Annotated in this window: 14 protein-coding genes and 2 pseudogenes; 5 read left to right on the top strand and 11 right to left on the bottom strand. The window is 56.7% G+C overall.

Annotation, left to right across the window (positions count from 1 at the left end; translation table 11 throughout):
- Positions 1-84: 84 nt before the first annotated feature.
- Complete coding sequence (locus IOD40_RS18945; protein ID WP_210336982.1) at positions 85-834, bottom strand: hypothetical protein; 750 nt, start codon at positions 832-834, stop codon at positions 85-87.
- Positions 835-1,337: 503 nt separating this feature from the next.
- Between IOD40_RS18945 and IOD40_RS18940 the strand changes: the two genes are divergently transcribed.
- Both IOD40_RS18940 and IOD40_RS18935 read left to right on the top strand, forming a co-directional pair.
- The gene (locus IOD40_RS18940) at positions 1,338-1,778 is read left to right on the top strand and encodes a universal stress protein (protein ID WP_198478267.1); all 441 of its coding nucleotides are present in this window, start codon (positions 1,338-1,340) and stop codon (positions 1,776-1,778) included.
- 89 nt (positions 1,779-1,867) lie between these two features.
- On the top strand, positions 1,868-2,053 hold the full coding sequence (locus IOD40_RS18935) for a hypothetical protein (protein ID WP_198478266.1): 186 nt from the start codon (positions 1,868-1,870) through the stop codon (positions 2,051-2,053).
- Between the two features lie 333 nt (positions 2,054-2,386).
- On the opposite strand, the gene IOD40_RS18930 is transcribed toward IOD40_RS18935, so the two are convergent.
- Complete coding sequence (locus tag IOD40_RS18930; RefSeq protein WP_198478265.1) at positions 2,387-3,103, bottom strand: antitoxin Xre/MbcA/ParS-like domain-containing protein; 717 nt, start codon at positions 3,101-3,103, stop codon at positions 2,387-2,389.
- Between the two features lie 267 nt (positions 3,104-3,370).
- On the opposite strand from IOD40_RS18930, the gene IOD40_RS18925 reads away from it, so the two are divergent.
- On the top strand, positions 3,371-3,682 hold the full coding sequence (locus tag IOD40_RS18925) for a hypothetical protein (RefSeq protein ID WP_198478264.1): 312 nt from the start codon (positions 3,371-3,373) through the stop codon (positions 3,680-3,682).
- Between the two features lie 182 nt (positions 3,683-3,864).
- Here the strand turns inward: IOD40_RS18925 and IOD40_RS18920 are convergent, their stop codons facing one another.
- Positions 3,865-4,242, bottom strand: a complete 378-nt coding sequence (locus IOD40_RS18920; protein ID WP_325099780.1) for a DNA cytosine methyltransferase — start codon at positions 4,240-4,242, stop codon at positions 3,865-3,867.
- A 117-nt stretch (positions 4,243-4,359) separates the two neighbouring features.
- A complete protein-coding gene (locus IOD40_RS18915; RefSeq protein WP_198478262.1) occupies positions 4,360-5,925 on the bottom strand; it encodes a DNA cytosine methyltransferase in 1,566 nt (521 codons plus the stop codon).
- 521 nt (positions 5,926-6,446) lie between these two features.
- Here IOD40_RS18915 and IOD40_RS18910 point away from each other — a divergent pair.
- Positions 6,447-6,902, top strand: coding sequence for a hypothetical protein (locus IOD40_RS18910; RefSeq protein ID WP_210336980.1), 456 nt, complete (start codon positions 6,447-6,449; stop codon positions 6,900-6,902).
- 148 nt (positions 6,903-7,050) lie between these two features.
- On the opposite strand, the pseudogene IOD40_RS18905 reads toward IOD40_RS18910, so the two are convergent.
- The 5 genes and pseudogenes from IOD40_RS18905 to IOD40_RS18885 all read right to left on the bottom strand — a co-directional run.
- Positions 7,051-7,344: pseudogene (locus IOD40_RS18905) on the bottom strand (integrase core domain-containing protein); the annotation flags it as partial.
- A 301-nt stretch (positions 7,345-7,645) separates the two neighbouring features.
- Positions 7,646-8,800, bottom strand: a complete 1,155-nt coding sequence (locus tag IOD40_RS18900) for a M20 aminoacylase family protein (RefSeq protein ID WP_198478260.1) — start codon at positions 8,798-8,800, stop codon at positions 7,646-7,648.
- Positions 8,797-10,311 (bottom strand): MFS transporter, encoded by a 1,515-nt coding sequence (locus IOD40_RS18895; protein ID WP_198478259.1) that lies wholly within the window; start codon positions 10,309-10,311, stop codon positions 8,797-8,799. Before IOD40_RS18895 ends, IOD40_RS18900 begins: the two co-directional genes overlap by 4 nt.
- A gap of 213 nt (positions 10,312-10,524) precedes the next feature.
- Positions 10,525-12,033: a catalase gene (locus IOD40_RS18890; RefSeq protein ID WP_198478258.1), complete on the bottom strand. Its 1,509-nt coding sequence runs from the start codon at positions 12,031-12,033 to the stop codon at positions 10,525-10,527.
- Positions 12,034-12,299: 266 nt separating this feature from the next.
- Positions 12,300-12,428, bottom strand: a pseudogene (locus IOD40_RS18885) (ATP-binding protein); the annotation flags it as partial.
- On the opposite strand from IOD40_RS18885, the gene IOD40_RS18880 reads away from it, so the two are divergent.
- Entirely contained in the window at positions 12,383-13,420 is a 1,038-nt protein-coding gene (locus tag IOD40_RS18880; RefSeq protein ID WP_325099779.1) for a terminase TerL endonuclease subunit, read from the top strand. The pseudogene IOD40_RS18885 and the gene IOD40_RS18880 overlap by 46 nt on opposite strands.
- A gap of 10 nt (positions 13,421-13,430) precedes the next feature.
- Here the strand turns inward: IOD40_RS18880 and IOD40_RS18875 are convergent, their stop codons facing one another.
- Together IOD40_RS18875 and IOD40_RS18870 are read right to left on the bottom strand one after the other, a co-directional pair.
- Positions 13,431-13,883, bottom strand: coding sequence for a universal stress protein (locus IOD40_RS18875; protein ID WP_198478256.1), 453 nt, complete (start codon positions 13,881-13,883; stop codon positions 13,431-13,433).
- Between the two features lie 122 nt (positions 13,884-14,005).
- Positions 14,006-14,452 (bottom strand): universal stress protein, encoded by a 447-nt coding sequence (locus IOD40_RS18870; protein WP_198478255.1) that lies wholly within the window; start codon positions 14,450-14,452, stop codon positions 14,006-14,008.
- Between the last annotated feature and the right edge of the window lie 115 nt (positions 14,453-14,567).

Raw genomic sequence — 14,567 nt, 5'->3', positions numbered from 1 at the left:
GCTTCGCGTCTCCACCGGTTGCTCAACCCGCGCCCTACGGCGTAACAGAAAAGGCCGAGGCTCTAAACGCCGCTGGATGAAAACTCAGTGGCACGTCACGGTTCTTGCGGTTACCAATTCTATCAGATCTGAGGGCTTCACGTTCTCGTCTTCAAGCCAATTCAGCATTTCCACCAGGTTCGTCGCAGCGTCGACAATGTATTCGTCATTGCGGTCTATCTCTTCACCAACATGACATAGACTATTTATGAAATTCCTTTCATCCCGGATGTTTGTCATCGTGTATATAAGCGAGTCGGCTCCAGCCGAAAAATATTTGTCCCACTCAGATGACGGATGGGAGGCAACGCTTTTGTTTCCAAAAACAATGACTGCCGGAATTCCCATTTCTAGGGCTCTATTTATCAATATCCCTTGCCGATGAACTCGGTTCGAGCGAAAGTCTCCTAATATCACCAACGCGGAGCTTCTGTTTAACAAATTTTCTCCTAAAGGAGTGAGCGTCTTTCGCTCATGGTTCTGAAGATCAGCAGCAACATCCGTGGCGATAGTAAATGTCACTGCATGGTCTCCTTGTATCATTCTCTTTCCAATTCTTGTGCGGCTGGCAAGCGCGCCCCAATAAGGTGCTTCATGAGATAGTTCCCTGACCCCAGCATTCACCCCTCGCTCTTTCCGTAGGGCAGCCGCGCACAGATAGGAAAAAGGGTGACTGCCGGCCGCACCCGGGCCGACCACAAGTATATTTTCTGCCCCTCCATCCGGTTTAAAGTAAGGAGCGCGTGTCTGTGACCAAAGCCGATCAAGGAGGAACTCCTCGAGTTCCGGGGGCATTGGCATAGTATTCATCAGTTGATCACAAAAGACGGCCGGTAAAATGTACCGAGGCCGGCTTTGTGCATTTCCGCCTCCAGCCTCGATTGATCCCAGCCGAGAATTCTCGTTGCGAGAGCCGCTCCGTTAACTTCCAACTCGTCCACTGCACAGTCTCCTAGCACCGCTTTGTGCCCTTTATCTTCAACCAACGTGATGCTGCCGGATCAAAGTTTGCCCGGCAAGCCGCGAAAGTGCGCTGCAGCATTTTTATGCCCGGGAAGATCTGGATCGATCAGTGATGGTCCACAGTAGGGCGAGGGAGCACATGAACGGCAAGGCCTCCTTGGTCCCTGGATACCGGCCATGCGTTGCTCCCGCCCCCTCAGATGTAAGAGTGTAAGGTACGCCGTGAACTTCGTCGGCATCGTCTAATTTTTTTTAAACCCGTTCGGGTTGTTGATCTATCGCAAGTGGATGGCACGATGTTCTACTACTCTCGTGCAGCAACCCGGAGGAAGCACATGTACAAACACATCCTAATCCCAACCGATGGCTCTGACGTATCGATGAAGGGCGTTGAACACGGTCTGGGACTGGCGAAATCGCTTGGCAGCCAAGCGACGATCATCACCGCGACCGAGCCTTTCCCTATCGTCTATGGTCGGACCTGGAACCCGACACCGGAAGCAGCGCGCAGCTTCGAGGAAGAAAACAACAGAGCCGCCACACAGATCTTTGAGAAAGCCTTGGCTCGCGCATCCGAACTAGGTGTCGAAGTGCAGACAGTTCACGTTGCGAACTCCGCTGCCTCGACAGCGATCTTGGACAAGGCTCTGGAACTTGACTGCGACCTGATCGTGATGGCCTCACATGGGCGTAGCGGCCTCAACAAGCTGCTCCTCGGAAGCCAGACGAACGTTGTGGTTAAGACTAGCCCCGTTCCGGTCCTCGTGGTGCGGTGACGCCCAAGGAGGCTTGATCTCTGCCGGTCAGCCGGAACTTATCCCGCCGCCCGGTGGTTGGCCTTCGTGCACTCAAGAGGAGATACACGATGGCCAATGCCAGCAACAAGCACATGGGCCCCGGAGCCCAAGGCAAGGGTGACGGCAGCGGTGCAAACACTGAACTGCAACGCGATATGGTCCGCGAGAGCGATATCTTCTCCAACCGGCATAAATCACGTCACTCGGAAGAGAGAGGACTAGACGGCAAGCAGGTCCGGAATGAGCATCGCTAGGACCATGCTGCTAATCGGACCCCGGAATATGTGAGAAGCTGAATGCCTGACGACAAAGAGAATCAAGGCGCTTAAGACGCGCCCGCGTGTTAGCTGATCACCCTACGCGGTCCCTTACCTTCCAGAGAAGCACGGGGCCAAGCTCAACAGCACCCATCTAGTGCCCGCTAAAACGACGTTTCTTCTGCCGACCTTTATGGCTCTTTAATCGACGAGCACGCGACAGAGCCGCAAATCGTGACAATGCAAATCTAGGACCCGACCCAACGCCTCCCGCCGCAAATACAAGCCTGCCAGCCCGCACCTTCAAGCTTTCACACTTATCAACGACGCTCACCCAAAATCCCGCTCGGCAGCTGCGAGGACATCATAAAGCTTGCGTTGCCTTAACAGCTCCAGCGGCATCCCCCCGATGCTCGGTTTGAGCCTGATAAGCCACATCCAGGCGGTACGCGGATGAGGGATGAACTCCAAAACTTCCTTGATACCATCGATCGGTTTCCCATCGACAAACTGAGCTAGCGGGTAAAAAGAGCATTCCTCTTTGCCTTTCAACGCGACAACTTGTTTCTGCTCATGCCACTGAGCCAGCAGTGGAAGGGGAATGCCAAGTTTTCGTTCGATTTCCGCAGCGTCCCCCAGAGGACCTGCGATTGTTTCCAGGTCAACATCAACGGAATACTCCCTTAGACGACGAAGGCCCTCTTCATAAGTTACACGTTCGCCCATTCCTTCGCCGACCCCGTCTTCGGCCGGCAGCTCCTCAAGATCAACGTCAACAAATGGGCTCGGTGCCGGTGGTGGTAGCCTTGCGATCAACTCGCAAAGGATCATTTCGAGACTGTCATGAGAGGAGTGTTTGTTGAGGACCTCGAGGGGCTCCCTGGGAAGCATGATGATTGCTTCAATCACCGGCTTAAGCTGGCTCAGCCGGCCACGCAGATCACCAAACGGGATATTGCGGTTGTGGCGTGTGAGGGCGTTTCGGATTTCCGCCCACGCGTCTTCAGTCAAGCGTAGGGTGGAGATGTCAGGACGCTTTTTTTCCACTGCAGTAAGCCTCTAATCAGCGTCATGAAGGAAAACGATTTTGAGCAACGTGCCAACGACTTGATCCAAATCGCCCGAACGCTGTTTCACCGTGCCGCCAAGTCCTTCCAAGGTCCCGACAACTTATCTCAAGTCGAAATAAATTGCGCAAACCCGATTCAGAGTTCGAGATTTGCGATTCTGGATTGGTTGTAAACGATTCCGAGTTCTGAAATGACGCTACAGGCGCAAACGTCGTTTGCGGACAAGGAGACGAGGTAAGCAGCTGTGGCTAAAGATATGGCGCGATTGGAGAAGCAGCGCGTGCGGCAGAAGGAACTGCGCGAGCGCAATCGGGCTCTGAAACGACCTTCGCGTGACGATTTGGCCCGGATGCTTCTTCACATCGCGTTTGAAGAAAATGTACGCAGCCGGAATTTTGCCGAACTCGGGCGTCTCCAGGACGGCCTCGTCGATAAACTCGTCAATCAGGGTTTCGACAAGGACCAATGCGATCTCGTCTTTGAGGATTTAGTCGACAAATATAAACGTGGCTGGGATTTCCTCAAAAAAGTCCATCTGAGGTCAGGTCAGGACTAGACCGACGCGGTCTGGATGACCGTCAGTTTTCCTTTAATCCTGTATCGTTCCCCCCATTACTTCCTGAAACGTCGTTTACATGTGAATCGCCTGCAGCTCCAGCCGGGCAGGCGAGGAAGCGCAGCCAAGTGGCTGCGCCCGGCACGCATCCTGCCGTGCATAGCGTCGTGAGCTTGCTCTGGTTATGCCGTCAACAAGCTCGCCAAGTAGGCTTCATCTTCATTCTCCCACTCAAATGCTTCCATTTCGGCCGCGACCCTTGGAGTAGGCTGGCGCAGAGATGGCCGCGTGAACAAAGGGGTCTCCATCATCTTCTTGAAGTCGTCCGATGAGCCTGTGATCGCAAAGCGGATGGCAAGTCCGATCGAAAGCGCCATCGGCGGCGGGAAGGCGTTGGCAATCTGGCGGCAGATCTCGACCCTGTTATTTTCGGGAATATCACTCCGGCTATCAAATCCTGTCGTGCCGGGCTTAGGCGCGAACTTCCATGTGTCGGGAAAGCCCTGCAGGCGCGCCAGCATCCGGACTGTCATCTTGGGGTAGGTGGAAAAATCCCCAATAACGACCGTACCGGCGTCTTCTCCTGGCGCATCGAGAACAAATTCCTCCGGTTCGGTTTTAAGATGATCGAGCCAATCTTGCCGGCTACGCTCCTGGGTAATGCCCGGCGAGGTTTTCTAACTTCCTCCAACAATCGTATATGCCGGGCGATTGGCAAGCCTGGCCCATTCTTCAGCGTGTTTCCATCCGCGCTCAGACATAAGGTCAAAAAGAGCCTCGCCGACAGTAAGCTGATCACGAATGTGAGGTACCGGCCAGCGGAAGCGGTGCATTATCCCCTTTTGCAGCGCGACCAGGATCATGCGTTCACGCGCTTGGGGAACATTGAAATCTGTCCCTCGCATCAAGCGCCATTCCGCATCGTAGCCCATCTGACGCAGGCGTTTAAATATATGCAGCCGGTAAGGCAGGTTCTTTGAGAACGAAATCCCCTTCACGTTCTCAAGCATGACGGCTTTGGGGCGGATCTGGTCGATGATGTCGAGCGCCACCGGGAACATATCGCGCTCGTCCTCATGGCCGCGCCGATCCCCAGTTTGAGAAAAGGGCTGACACGGAACCCCATCAGCAATGAGGTCGACATCCTTGAACTGCGAATAATCGACATCCCGAATGTCAGCCTCAATGACGTCCCAACCGAGATTGTTGTGGCGCAGTGTGGCGCATGCGCTCGGGTTCGACTCGATCAGCGCGACGGAGGAGAAGCCTGCGCGCTTAAGCCCGATCGCCTGGCCACCGCCCCCGGCACAGATTTCCAGAACACGCAATCTTCTGGAAGGAGCCGCCAGAGCTTCATCCGTATGCATCGTCACCCGACCACTGGCGGCAAAGTCTTCTATGAGTGTCTTGGCAGAGTCAACGAGATGGCCCTGACCAACCGCACGCGCCAGACGCACCAGAAAAATCTCTTCGATGGTAACGTGCCATCGCTTGTCGCTTGGAAGACTACGCTGGAACTCAGGGTCCCATTCATCCTCCAAGATGAAGTGATGCTCGGAGATATTCTTGATCGCAGAGATTGCCTGCCGCCACAGCTTGGCTTCGTGAGACTTATCGTTCACCATTCCTTCAATGAGAGGGGCCAGTTCCGCATGCAGCTGGCTGGCACGCTCCACAATGGCGCACGGCCTCTCATCGAATGGATCGAACGGTTCCGCATATACGAATTCTGACAGGTCTTCGATGAACCGATCCAGCCGATCGATCAGCGAAACAGTCTGGTTCTTGGTCCGCAGGCGTGCGGCCTTGTGAAGACAAGCAAGCGGTGCCGGATCGGCCTTGAGACCTGCTTCAATCGGAGCGTGGTCGAGATCGCGTCGGATGCGGCCAAGTTCGTCAATTTGGACGTTTCTTCCCGAACGGATCATCTCGAGGGCACGTTCGCGAACATCCCTGCGCTCACGGGAGAGATTCAAGACAACATCCGCGGATGCTCCGCAGCTTTCCAAAAGCGCGCGATCATTATCACTGAAACTGTTCAGTGCCGTGTAAGACGCGGCTGCGCGAGCAGGTAGTTCGCATTCATTGGTCAAGAACACAGAAAGCTCGCGCGGGGCCATCCGTTCTTGCAAATGGCGGTAACGCTCCGCCGTGGCGAAAAGTGCTTGCACAGCCTTCTGGCGATCTCTCGCAATCTTCTTGCGGATCTCATCGAGTTCAACCGCCAAATCCAAGTCCAACATTTATCCCCCCCCCCCCCGTAAAAACTATGGCTAACGTTGGTCAGCAGGGCCTAAGAATTGGTGGCCAATTATAGTTAATACGATGCGCGCCAATAAATTCTAGGATCTCACCAAGCCTGCGGCTGTGAATAACGCGTCTCCCGGGTTTTGCTCGAAATCTCGCTTTTGAGTTAAATAAAAACTAGATTCCTTTAACAGGCTCGCAAAAAATATCCGATTTTCTCCTCACCACCCCTTGCAATACTTTCGAGAGTGCGGCTTCCTAGAGTTAGCGCCGATGCTGTAAGGCGGAGCGCTCGACCATGGAGGCGACTATGTTCAATACATACGACATAAGCTTGATAAGCTAAGCCCCGACGCTGCCCGTCAGACGGGCTCCCACATCTTAAACCTGGCAAGTCGCTGACAGCAGATCCGGCTGTCCGCGAACCCTGTTGATCATCACCTGCTTCAGCGCGGCTGCAGCGGGACGATCAACGCCGCGCCAGAGACTTGGAATTCATCAAGAAGGAGTACAAATGATGAAGAAACGTTTCCGTCCCACCACCCTGATCGACCGCATTGTCGAGGATCTTCAGACAGGAAAGCTCGCATTTCCGGCGTCAGAAGGCCTCCTGCTACAAACTTACCGCCCGAACGGACCTCTGCCGTGGACCGAGTACCGTAAGGCTGCCCGCATCGCCGGAGCTTCCAATGGTACCCTCGTTCTCGTTGACGATACCAACAAGGTCGTCATCGATCAGCTCGACTTCAACGGGCACTACGGTAGCGAACTCGGTGACATCTTTGTCTACAGAGCGCAGCGTCACTATGTGAACACTGATGCAAGAGCCCGAGGATCAAACACCGCTTTGCTCACGCTCTATCGCCTGCCACGCGGTTTCTACCTGCAGCACCCGCATGGATTTTTCTGGGATCATGGCGAATATATCGGTGAGTGCAGGGTGAAAACCGAGTCCGTCAGCGAATCTGTCTGATCGGGCGGGACGACCCTCGCCCTGACATCCAGGCCGTTAGGACAGCGCGCGCAATCGCCTCGTGACTCATGAATGGCCTGACCCCATAGGGTGGTCCAGTTTCAGTCTTAATGCATGATGGCTTTTGGGCCATCGCCTGTGCCGACGATGTAACCGATCCGGGTGGTTGTCCTGGCCAGATGATGGCCTCCGGTGCCGGCGGCTTGTAGCCGAGCGATGAGCGAGGCCGCTCGGTATTGTAGTAGTGCCGCCATGCCTCGATGATGACCTTTGCCTCGGCGAGGCTGTAGAAGATCTCACGGTTGAGCAGTTCGTCTCGCAGCTTCGAGTTGAAGCTCTCGCAGTAGCCGTTCTCCTATGGGCTGCCCGGCTCGATGAACGCGGTCTTCGCGCCCACGGCTTCGATCCATTCCCGCACGGCCTTGGCGATGAGCTCCGGGCCGTAGCACCTACGGAAGGAATGAGCGGAGGCAGCCGAGACAGCGGTGCGCGCAACTTTTCGCTGCAGGCGCGCAACGCTCGAGGCGGCCATGGCCAGTCAGAGTTTTGAACCGCCCCGGATTTGCCGGAGGCCATATGGTTTGAGTTACGCTGCCATGGCCGGCTGCTCCAGCATGGCGTAGTATGTCGTCTCGCAAAGGCTGCGTGGGCTGCACTTTCCGCGTCGAAGTCGTCATTCTTGCCGCGTCTACGACGGTCCAGCTAACGAAGGAAGATAATGCGGCACGCACCATGATAGCGGATCAGCGCAGGTACCCTTCGGTCAGCGCCACCCAATAGGCCGCGCCGATGGGCATGATCTGCTGATTGAAATAATATTCGGGATGATGGACCATCTTTCCCGGACCGCTGCCAAGAAAGCAATAGGTGCCTTTCTTCTTTTGCAGCATGAACGCGAAGTCCTCCGAGGCGAGGAATGAAGGGCCGGGATAGATCACCTGATCTTCCCCAAACGCGGTCTGCGCGATACTTACCGCTTTTTCGGTTTCCTGCCTGTCATTGACCAGCACCGCACCCGGCACACCTACCCGGATTTCGGACGTGCAGCCGAAGGACTGCGATTGATGGTCGATGATGCGGCGGATGTTACGCAGGACCATCTCGCGATCCTCTTGCGTAGTAGTACGAACGGAAAAGCGCAGGATGGCGTTGCCAGCGACCACATTGCCCGCGTTGCCGGCAATGAACGCCCCGATGGTCACAACCGCGCGGTTCGCCGGCGCCACGTTGCGCGCGACAATGCTCTGGATTGCCATGACGATGGACGAGCCTGCCACCACCGGGTCAATGGTCAGCTCAGGAAGACCCCCATGGCCTCCTTTGCCGACGATCTCGACCTCCCAATTATCAACGGCCGACATCATCTCGCCGGGATGAAAGTAGAACTTGCCCTCCTCTAGGCCCGGAATGTTGTGCATGCCGAACACCGCATCGACCGGAAACCGTTCGAAGAGGCCTTCCCGGATCATCGCGGGGCCGCCCTCCATGGTTTCCTCGCCGGGCTGGAAAATCAGACGGACGGTTCCGTTGAAGTTGCGCGTATCGGTGAGATACTTGGCGGCCCCGAGCAGCATAGCGGTATGGCCGTCATGGCCGCACAGATGTGAAACCCCGTCCACTGTCGACGTGTAGGCGAAGTTGTTCTGTTCCTGGATGGGCAACGCGTCGAAATCGGCCCTTAGTCCGATTGTCTTGTCGCCGCTCCCGGCACTTAGCGTCGCAACGATACCATGCTTGCCGATACCAGTCTCAACCTCATAGCCGCCAAAGCTGCGCAGCGTCTCGGCGATGAACTCTGCTGTGCGTTGCTCCTGCATCGACAGTTCAGGGTGGCGGTGCATGTGCTCGAACCACTGCCGCATCGCTTCCGTGTCAAGCTGCTTGGCGATAGCATTCATATCACTTCTCCCGACTTGTTCGAGCCTACACGTTTGGCAGGGGCTGGCTCCACCCGCACAACCGACTTGCCTTTCGGCACGGTGACCAGGATGGAGACGACGGCTGCTGCTACCATCACCAGATTTGCCAGCAAGGCAAAGAACGCCGCTTCTCGCGAAGCAAGGTTTTCCTGGTTACCCGTGAAGGTAATGACACCCTCGATCCATTCGACCCCTTCCGGGTTCCCGGCGATAGCCGTGTAGATCGTTGCCGAAATGGCAACGCCGAACGACGCGCCTAGCGAAGAGGCCATCTTGTAGATACCGGCACCGGCACCAGACTGATCCTCGGGCAGGTTCGACAGAGCCGCATCAGTGGACGGCGTGGCGTAAAACGCAAGCCCGATGCCGAAAAGCGAGAAGGCGATGATTGCCAGAATGGTGTAAGTGCCAAGCATCAGGTTGGTCGGCATCAGAAGAGCAATTGACACGCCAACGATATAGCTGCCCCAAAGCATTGGCTTGCGCGGTCCGTGTCGCTGCAAGAGCTTCTCACCATAGCGAATGAAGGCAAGGATCGTAACGGCGTAGCCGATTGTCAGAAGCCCCGCCGTCTGTGCCGTCATGGCACCACCCTGCTGCAGCACCAGCATGGCCACCATGATGATGCCAGCGGTAGCGTTCAGCAGCAGGTTCGAAATCGTAGCGCCTGTATAGGTCAGGTTCTTGAACAAGCGGAACTGGACGAATGCATTCGGATTGTTGGTTTCGATGCGATAGAACAAGATGCTGACGATCACCGCGACGGCCAGCAGGCCAAGCGATGCAAGACTGGTCCAGCCCCATGCGCCGCCCTGCGTGGCAAAGATCTGCAAAGCGACCATGGCGATCATGAACGTCACCACGCCAGCCAGATCGAACTTGTAGTCTGCTTTCTGGGGTGCCTTGCTCTCGGGCGTACCACGCACCATCAGCATGCCAATGACAGACACTGCGGCCGCGATGATGAATATCCAGCGCCAGCCGATATTCTGCGCCATCAGTCCGCCAAACAGTGCGGCGAAACCAGAGCCACCCCAGGATCCCATCGACCAGAGCGAGATTGCGCGCTGACGCTCGGCCCCATCCCAATAGGCTTTTACTAGCGCCAGCGACGAGGGCATGATGAAGGCGGCGGAAAGACCCTGGCAGATGCGCCCCAGCATCAGGAATGTGCCGCCCATGGCCCCCGATGGCGCCAGACCAACCAGGAGCGAACCAATGATGGAGAAGACGAAGCCGTAATTCAGTATCTTGACGCGGCCCAACCGGTCGGCCAGCCCGCCCATGACCACGATAAAGATGCCGGAAAAAAGCGCGGTGATCGACACCGCTATGTTCATGAATGATTGTTCGAGCTGAAGATCCGCTGCCATGTCAGGCGCGATATTCAGCGTCGTTTGGGCAAACAGCCAGAAAGCGAGGACACCCAGGATGATCCCGTAGAGCAATTTGTCGGTGCCGCGATAGGCTTCGGTCATGGCTCGGGTCATTCTACATCCTCCTTGACCGTGTCGATCCGCCTTGCCGGAAAGGGCTATCAGAGTAGACGGCGAGAGTATACGCGCCGCTGAAGCATCCCTGCCCTGTCGCGTTTTTCATCAATCAGGGCATCGAAAGCAGTGAGCGCCACGCCGAGAGATATGTCAGGCCTGACGCTTGGTGATGGTAGCCGCCGGAACAAACTCGTCCGGCGGCTACGTTCCTTAAGCTTCGCCCATGCCTTCGGCGGGCTTCGCCGCGCTGCCCTGGCGCACCTTCTCCTCAATGCGAGCGCCGACATCCGCGTCCACGCTCTTCCAATAGTCGAATGCGCGGCTCAGCACAGGCTCGCGGACGCCGCCGAGCAGGCTGCCAGCGACGGTCTCCACCAGTTGTGCACGCTGTTCGTCGTTGAAGACGTCGCGGACCAGAATTCCCGGCTGACCGAAATCGTTGTCGTCGCTGCGCAGCGTATAGGCACTGCGTACCATCGTGCCGTCAGCCTCCCAACCATCGGGCATGGGCCCCGTCTCGTCAGCCCACGGCCGTTCGCCGCTGTTAGGCGCATAAACCGGTGCATTCCCGCTATGATGATAAGTCATGTGGCCGTCAAACAGGTACGTGTTGACAGGCACCTTTGGCTGATTGACCGGTAGTTGATGGAAGTTGGTACCGATGCGGTTTCGCTGCGCGTCATTATAGGCGAACGCACGCCCGAGCAGCATTTTATCCGGTGACAGACCGATACCAGGAACTGTATTGCCGGGCGAGAAAGCAGCTTGCTCGATCTGCGCAAAGAAATTTTCCGGATTGCGGCTGAGCGTCATCCTACCGACCCTGACCAACGGATAATCCCTGCGCGGCCAGGTCTTGGTGAGGTCGAACGGGTTGATGCGGTAGGTCTTAGCTTCCGCATACGGCATGATCTGGACCGAAAGGATCCAACTTGGGTGCTCGCCTCGCTCAATCGCGTCAAATAGGTCGCGACGGTGGAAGTCAGCATCCGACCCGGCCATAACCGACGCTTCCTGGTTGCTGAAGAATTCCATGCCCTGTTCGGTATGGAAATGGTACTTGACCCAGAACTTCTCACCCTGGGCGTTGATCCACATATAGGTGTGCGAGCCGTAGCCGTTCATGTGGCGCCAGGTGCGCGGCAGGCCGCGTTCACCCATCAGATAGCTAACCTGGTGGGCGCTTTCCGGATTGTTGGTCCAGAAATCCCACTGCATGTGATTGTCACGCAGGCCGGAATCCGGAAGGCGCCGCTGGCTGCGGATGAAATGCGGGAACTTCATCGGGTCGCGCACGAAGAAGATCGGTGTGTTATTGCCGACGAGATCGTAGTTGCCTTCGCTGGTGTAGAACTTCAGCGAAAAGCCGCGTACGTCGCGCCATGTGTCAGGGCTACCCTGCTCACCGGCAACGGTCGAGAACCGCGCCAGCATGTCCGTCATAACGCCCTTCTGGAACAATGCGGCTTTGGTATAAGCCGAAACATCCTCGGTGGTTTCGAAGACGCCGAACGCACCAGCGCCCTTGGCGTGCGGCAGACGCTCCGGCACCTTCTCGCGATTGAAATGTGCCATCTGCTCGAGAAAGTGCACGTCATGAAGGACAATTGGACCATCCGGGCCGATGCTTAACGAGTTTCGGTCGCTTGGCGCCGGTGCGCCGCCGCCCGTAGTGGACCCGATGCTCCTCAGCTGGTCACGATTATTTTGATCCGACATACAATAACTCCTAACAGACTGGCAGAAATAGTTTCGGTGAACCCTATTGCTTCTATGGCTCGTACTTTACTCAACCTTGGTGCGCGCATATGGCAAGCCCCGTGCGTCCCTCGCTTCTAGCAGCAGATTGTCAATCGGCGCGGAATATTGACCCCTTATCGGCGTCCAATATTGACCCCTCCTACAGACGATCAGCGCTTGGCCTGCCCGGCGCTGGCCGGGGTTGCATAGGGTAGGCCAAGTGCGGGTGATGGTTATCTTCGGCTTTAGCTTTGAGAGCGGTTCTTGAAGCGCCAGGACTCGTTGCCGGTTTCCACAATCTCGCAGTGGTGGGTCAAACGGTCGAGGAGTGCCGTCGTCATCTTGGCATCGCCAAACACCGACGGCCATTCACCGGGCACTGGAAGGCACGGTGCCGACGGACTCCTCCGATAGCTGGTTTGGCTATATCGCCACCATCGACGAGGGCGACGACTGGACCGATCCAGAAGTCTGGGTGAAGGCCAATCCGAGCCTCGGCGTCCCCGTCAAAGTCGATGATCTCAAGCGCCAGATCGACGAGGCCAAGGAAATGCCGGCACAACAGAATGCCATCCGGCGGCTGCGGTTGAATGAATGGACCGAACAGGTCACCCGCTGGCTGGACATGGCGGTCTGGGAAGAAGGTGGCCTGCCTGCCACAACCGATTGGCGCATCGTCAAACACGATCTCGAGGAACTGGAACAGAAGCTGCTGGGTCGTGAATGCTATGGCGGTCTCGATCTCGCTCGCGTCAATGATTTGTCGGCATTCGTGCTGGTGTTTCCGCCGACGCTGGACGATGAGCTCGGGGCGCTTGCCAACAAGTGGATTGTGCTCAGCCGCTTCTGGATCCCGGAGGACGATATCCTGCGTCGCGTGCGGCGCGATCGCGTGCCCTACGATGTCTGGCGCGACCAGGGATTCTTGACGGCGACGCCCGGCAACGCCACCGACTTCGCCTTCGCCGAAAAAGAAATCATCGAACTGGCTTCACGCTACGACCTGCGTGAGCTGTCCTACGACCGAACCTTTGCCGGCGAAATCGTCCAGCACTTGACTGATGAAGGGCTGAGCCTGGTCCAGTTCGGACAGGGGTTTTTGAGCATGGCCGCCCCCACGGCGGAACTGGAGCGGCTGTCGGTGTCGCGCTCACTCTGGCATGGCGGTCATCCGGTATTGCGGTGGAACGCCTCAAACGTTGCCGTGCGCCACGATCCGGCTGGCAACATCAAGCCGGACAAGGAGCGCTCGACGGAACGCATCGACGGCATCGTCGCCATCTGCAACGCACTTGGCCGGGCTGTGGCCCGTGACGTCAATGCCTGCCGCTCGGTCTACGAGACCCGCGGCATCTTGATGCTGTGATGTTGGCTGGTCAGCGGATCACAAGGACTGGGATATGTGCAGTGGCAAGAACTTCAGAAGTCTGACTACCCAGCAGCAATCTTTTGATACCGCGTCGACCGTGAGAGGCCATAACTATCAGGTTGCAACCCTGGTTTTTAGCCGCATTGACAATTGCACTGGCCGGCGAGGCATCCGACACGTGAACCGTGGTTGCTTCAACACCGATTTTCCTGGCGTCAGCCTCGGTCGCCGCGAGTATGCCGCTGGCGAATTCCTTCTGGCCAGCATCGTAGTGCTCAACATCTGCCTTGGTCGCAACCCAGCCGGCCGACGCCGCGGTACCCGCCATCGGTGGAAATGGTGCGGTCACAGTGACGATGGTGACCTTGCTGCCGAGAGATTTTGCCAAGGATAGCCCGTGATTGACGCCGTTCTGTGCCAGTTCGGAACCGTCGGTGGAAATGAGAATGTGAGTATACATGGCAATCCTTCAGCCTCAGAAACGTATCCTGATCGTAGCGCGCACACTTAGCCTCGACAAGCAGCCGCCGAGCCGGCCACTCTGTCCACGAAACCCGCAGCTTTCTGAGCTGCAAGGGTCGACTATCGGACAACCAGAACAGGAATAGTGGTGTTTGCCAACACCTCGGATGTCTGACTGCCGAGCAGCACCTTTTGCACACCACGTCGGCCATGTGAGGACATTACTATGAGATCACACCCCCTGAGCTTGGCAAACCGGACGATTGCTTCTGCAGGTGAATCATCAATTTCATGCATCAAATCTGCAGTGATGCCGTGCTCGGACCCGCGTTGTTCGATGAACGCAAATCGCTCCTTCATGATTGCATCGATCTGCTGATCGAAGCAACCGGCGGGATCATCGACACCACCCATGCGGGCGGCACGCTCCACCTCCGGACGCATGGGTTCCGAGACGGTTAGAACCGTAACTTTTGCGCCGAGCGGCTTGGCAAGTGAAAGACCATGTTCAAGGCCCTTGCGGGCAAGTTCAGAGCCATCGGTGGCAATCAGAATGTGTTTGTACATTTTACCCTCTCCGGTAGGAATTACTTGGATATCGTGCACGAGCCGGACCCAAAAACAAGCGGTCGACATGCCATCAGGCAAAGCGACGGCATCCTGATGCTGTGACCTAACCAGC

Origin of the sequence: Aquamicrobium zhengzhouense (assembly GCF_016124105.1) — a bacterium.
GTDB lineage: Bacteria > Pseudomonadota > Alphaproteobacteria > Rhizobiales > Rhizobiaceae > Aerobium > Aerobium zhengzhouense.
The sequence above is the reverse complement of the archived record's forward strand: the minus strand, read 5'-3'. Positions and strand labels throughout refer to the sequence as shown.

Bases quoted from the DNA above. Each gene is read 5' to 3' on its own strand.
- IOD40_RS18875 (WP_198478256.1), bottom strand. From the start codon at position 13,883: ATGTATACTCACATTCTCATTTCCACCGACGGTTCCGAACTGGCACAG.
- IOD40_RS18900 (WP_198478260.1), bottom strand. From the start codon at position 8,800: ATGAATGCTATCGCCAAGCAGCTTGACACGGAAGCGATGCGGCAGTGG.
- IOD40_RS18910 (WP_210336980.1), top strand. From the start codon at position 6,447: ATGAAGAAACGTTTCCGTCCCACCACCCTGATCGACCGCATTGTCGAG.
- IOD40_RS18915 (WP_198478262.1), bottom strand. From the start codon at position 5,925: ATGTTGGACTTGGATTTGGCGGTTGAACTCGATGAGATCCGCAAGAAG.
- IOD40_RS18945 (WP_210336982.1), bottom strand. From the start codon at position 834: ATGCCCCCGGAACTCGAGGAGTTCCTCCTTGATCGGCTTTGGTCACAG.
- IOD40_RS18870 (WP_198478255.1), bottom strand. From the start codon at position 14,452: ATGTACAAACACATTCTGATTGCCACCGATGGCTCTGAACTTGCCCGC.
- IOD40_RS18895 (WP_198478259.1), bottom strand. From the start codon at position 10,311: ATGACCCGAGCCATGACCGAAGCCTATCGCGGCACCGACAAATTGCTC.
- IOD40_RS18935 (WP_198478266.1), top strand. From the start codon at position 1,868: ATGGCCAATGCCAGCAACAAGCACATGGGCCCCGGAGCCCAAGGCAAG.
- IOD40_RS18890 (WP_198478258.1), bottom strand. From the start codon at position 12,033: ATGTCGGATCAAAATAATCGTGACCAGCTGAGGAGCATCGGGTCCACT.
- IOD40_RS18940 (WP_198478267.1), top strand. From the start codon at position 1,338: ATGTACAAACACATCCTAATCCCAACCGATGGCTCTGACGTATCGATG.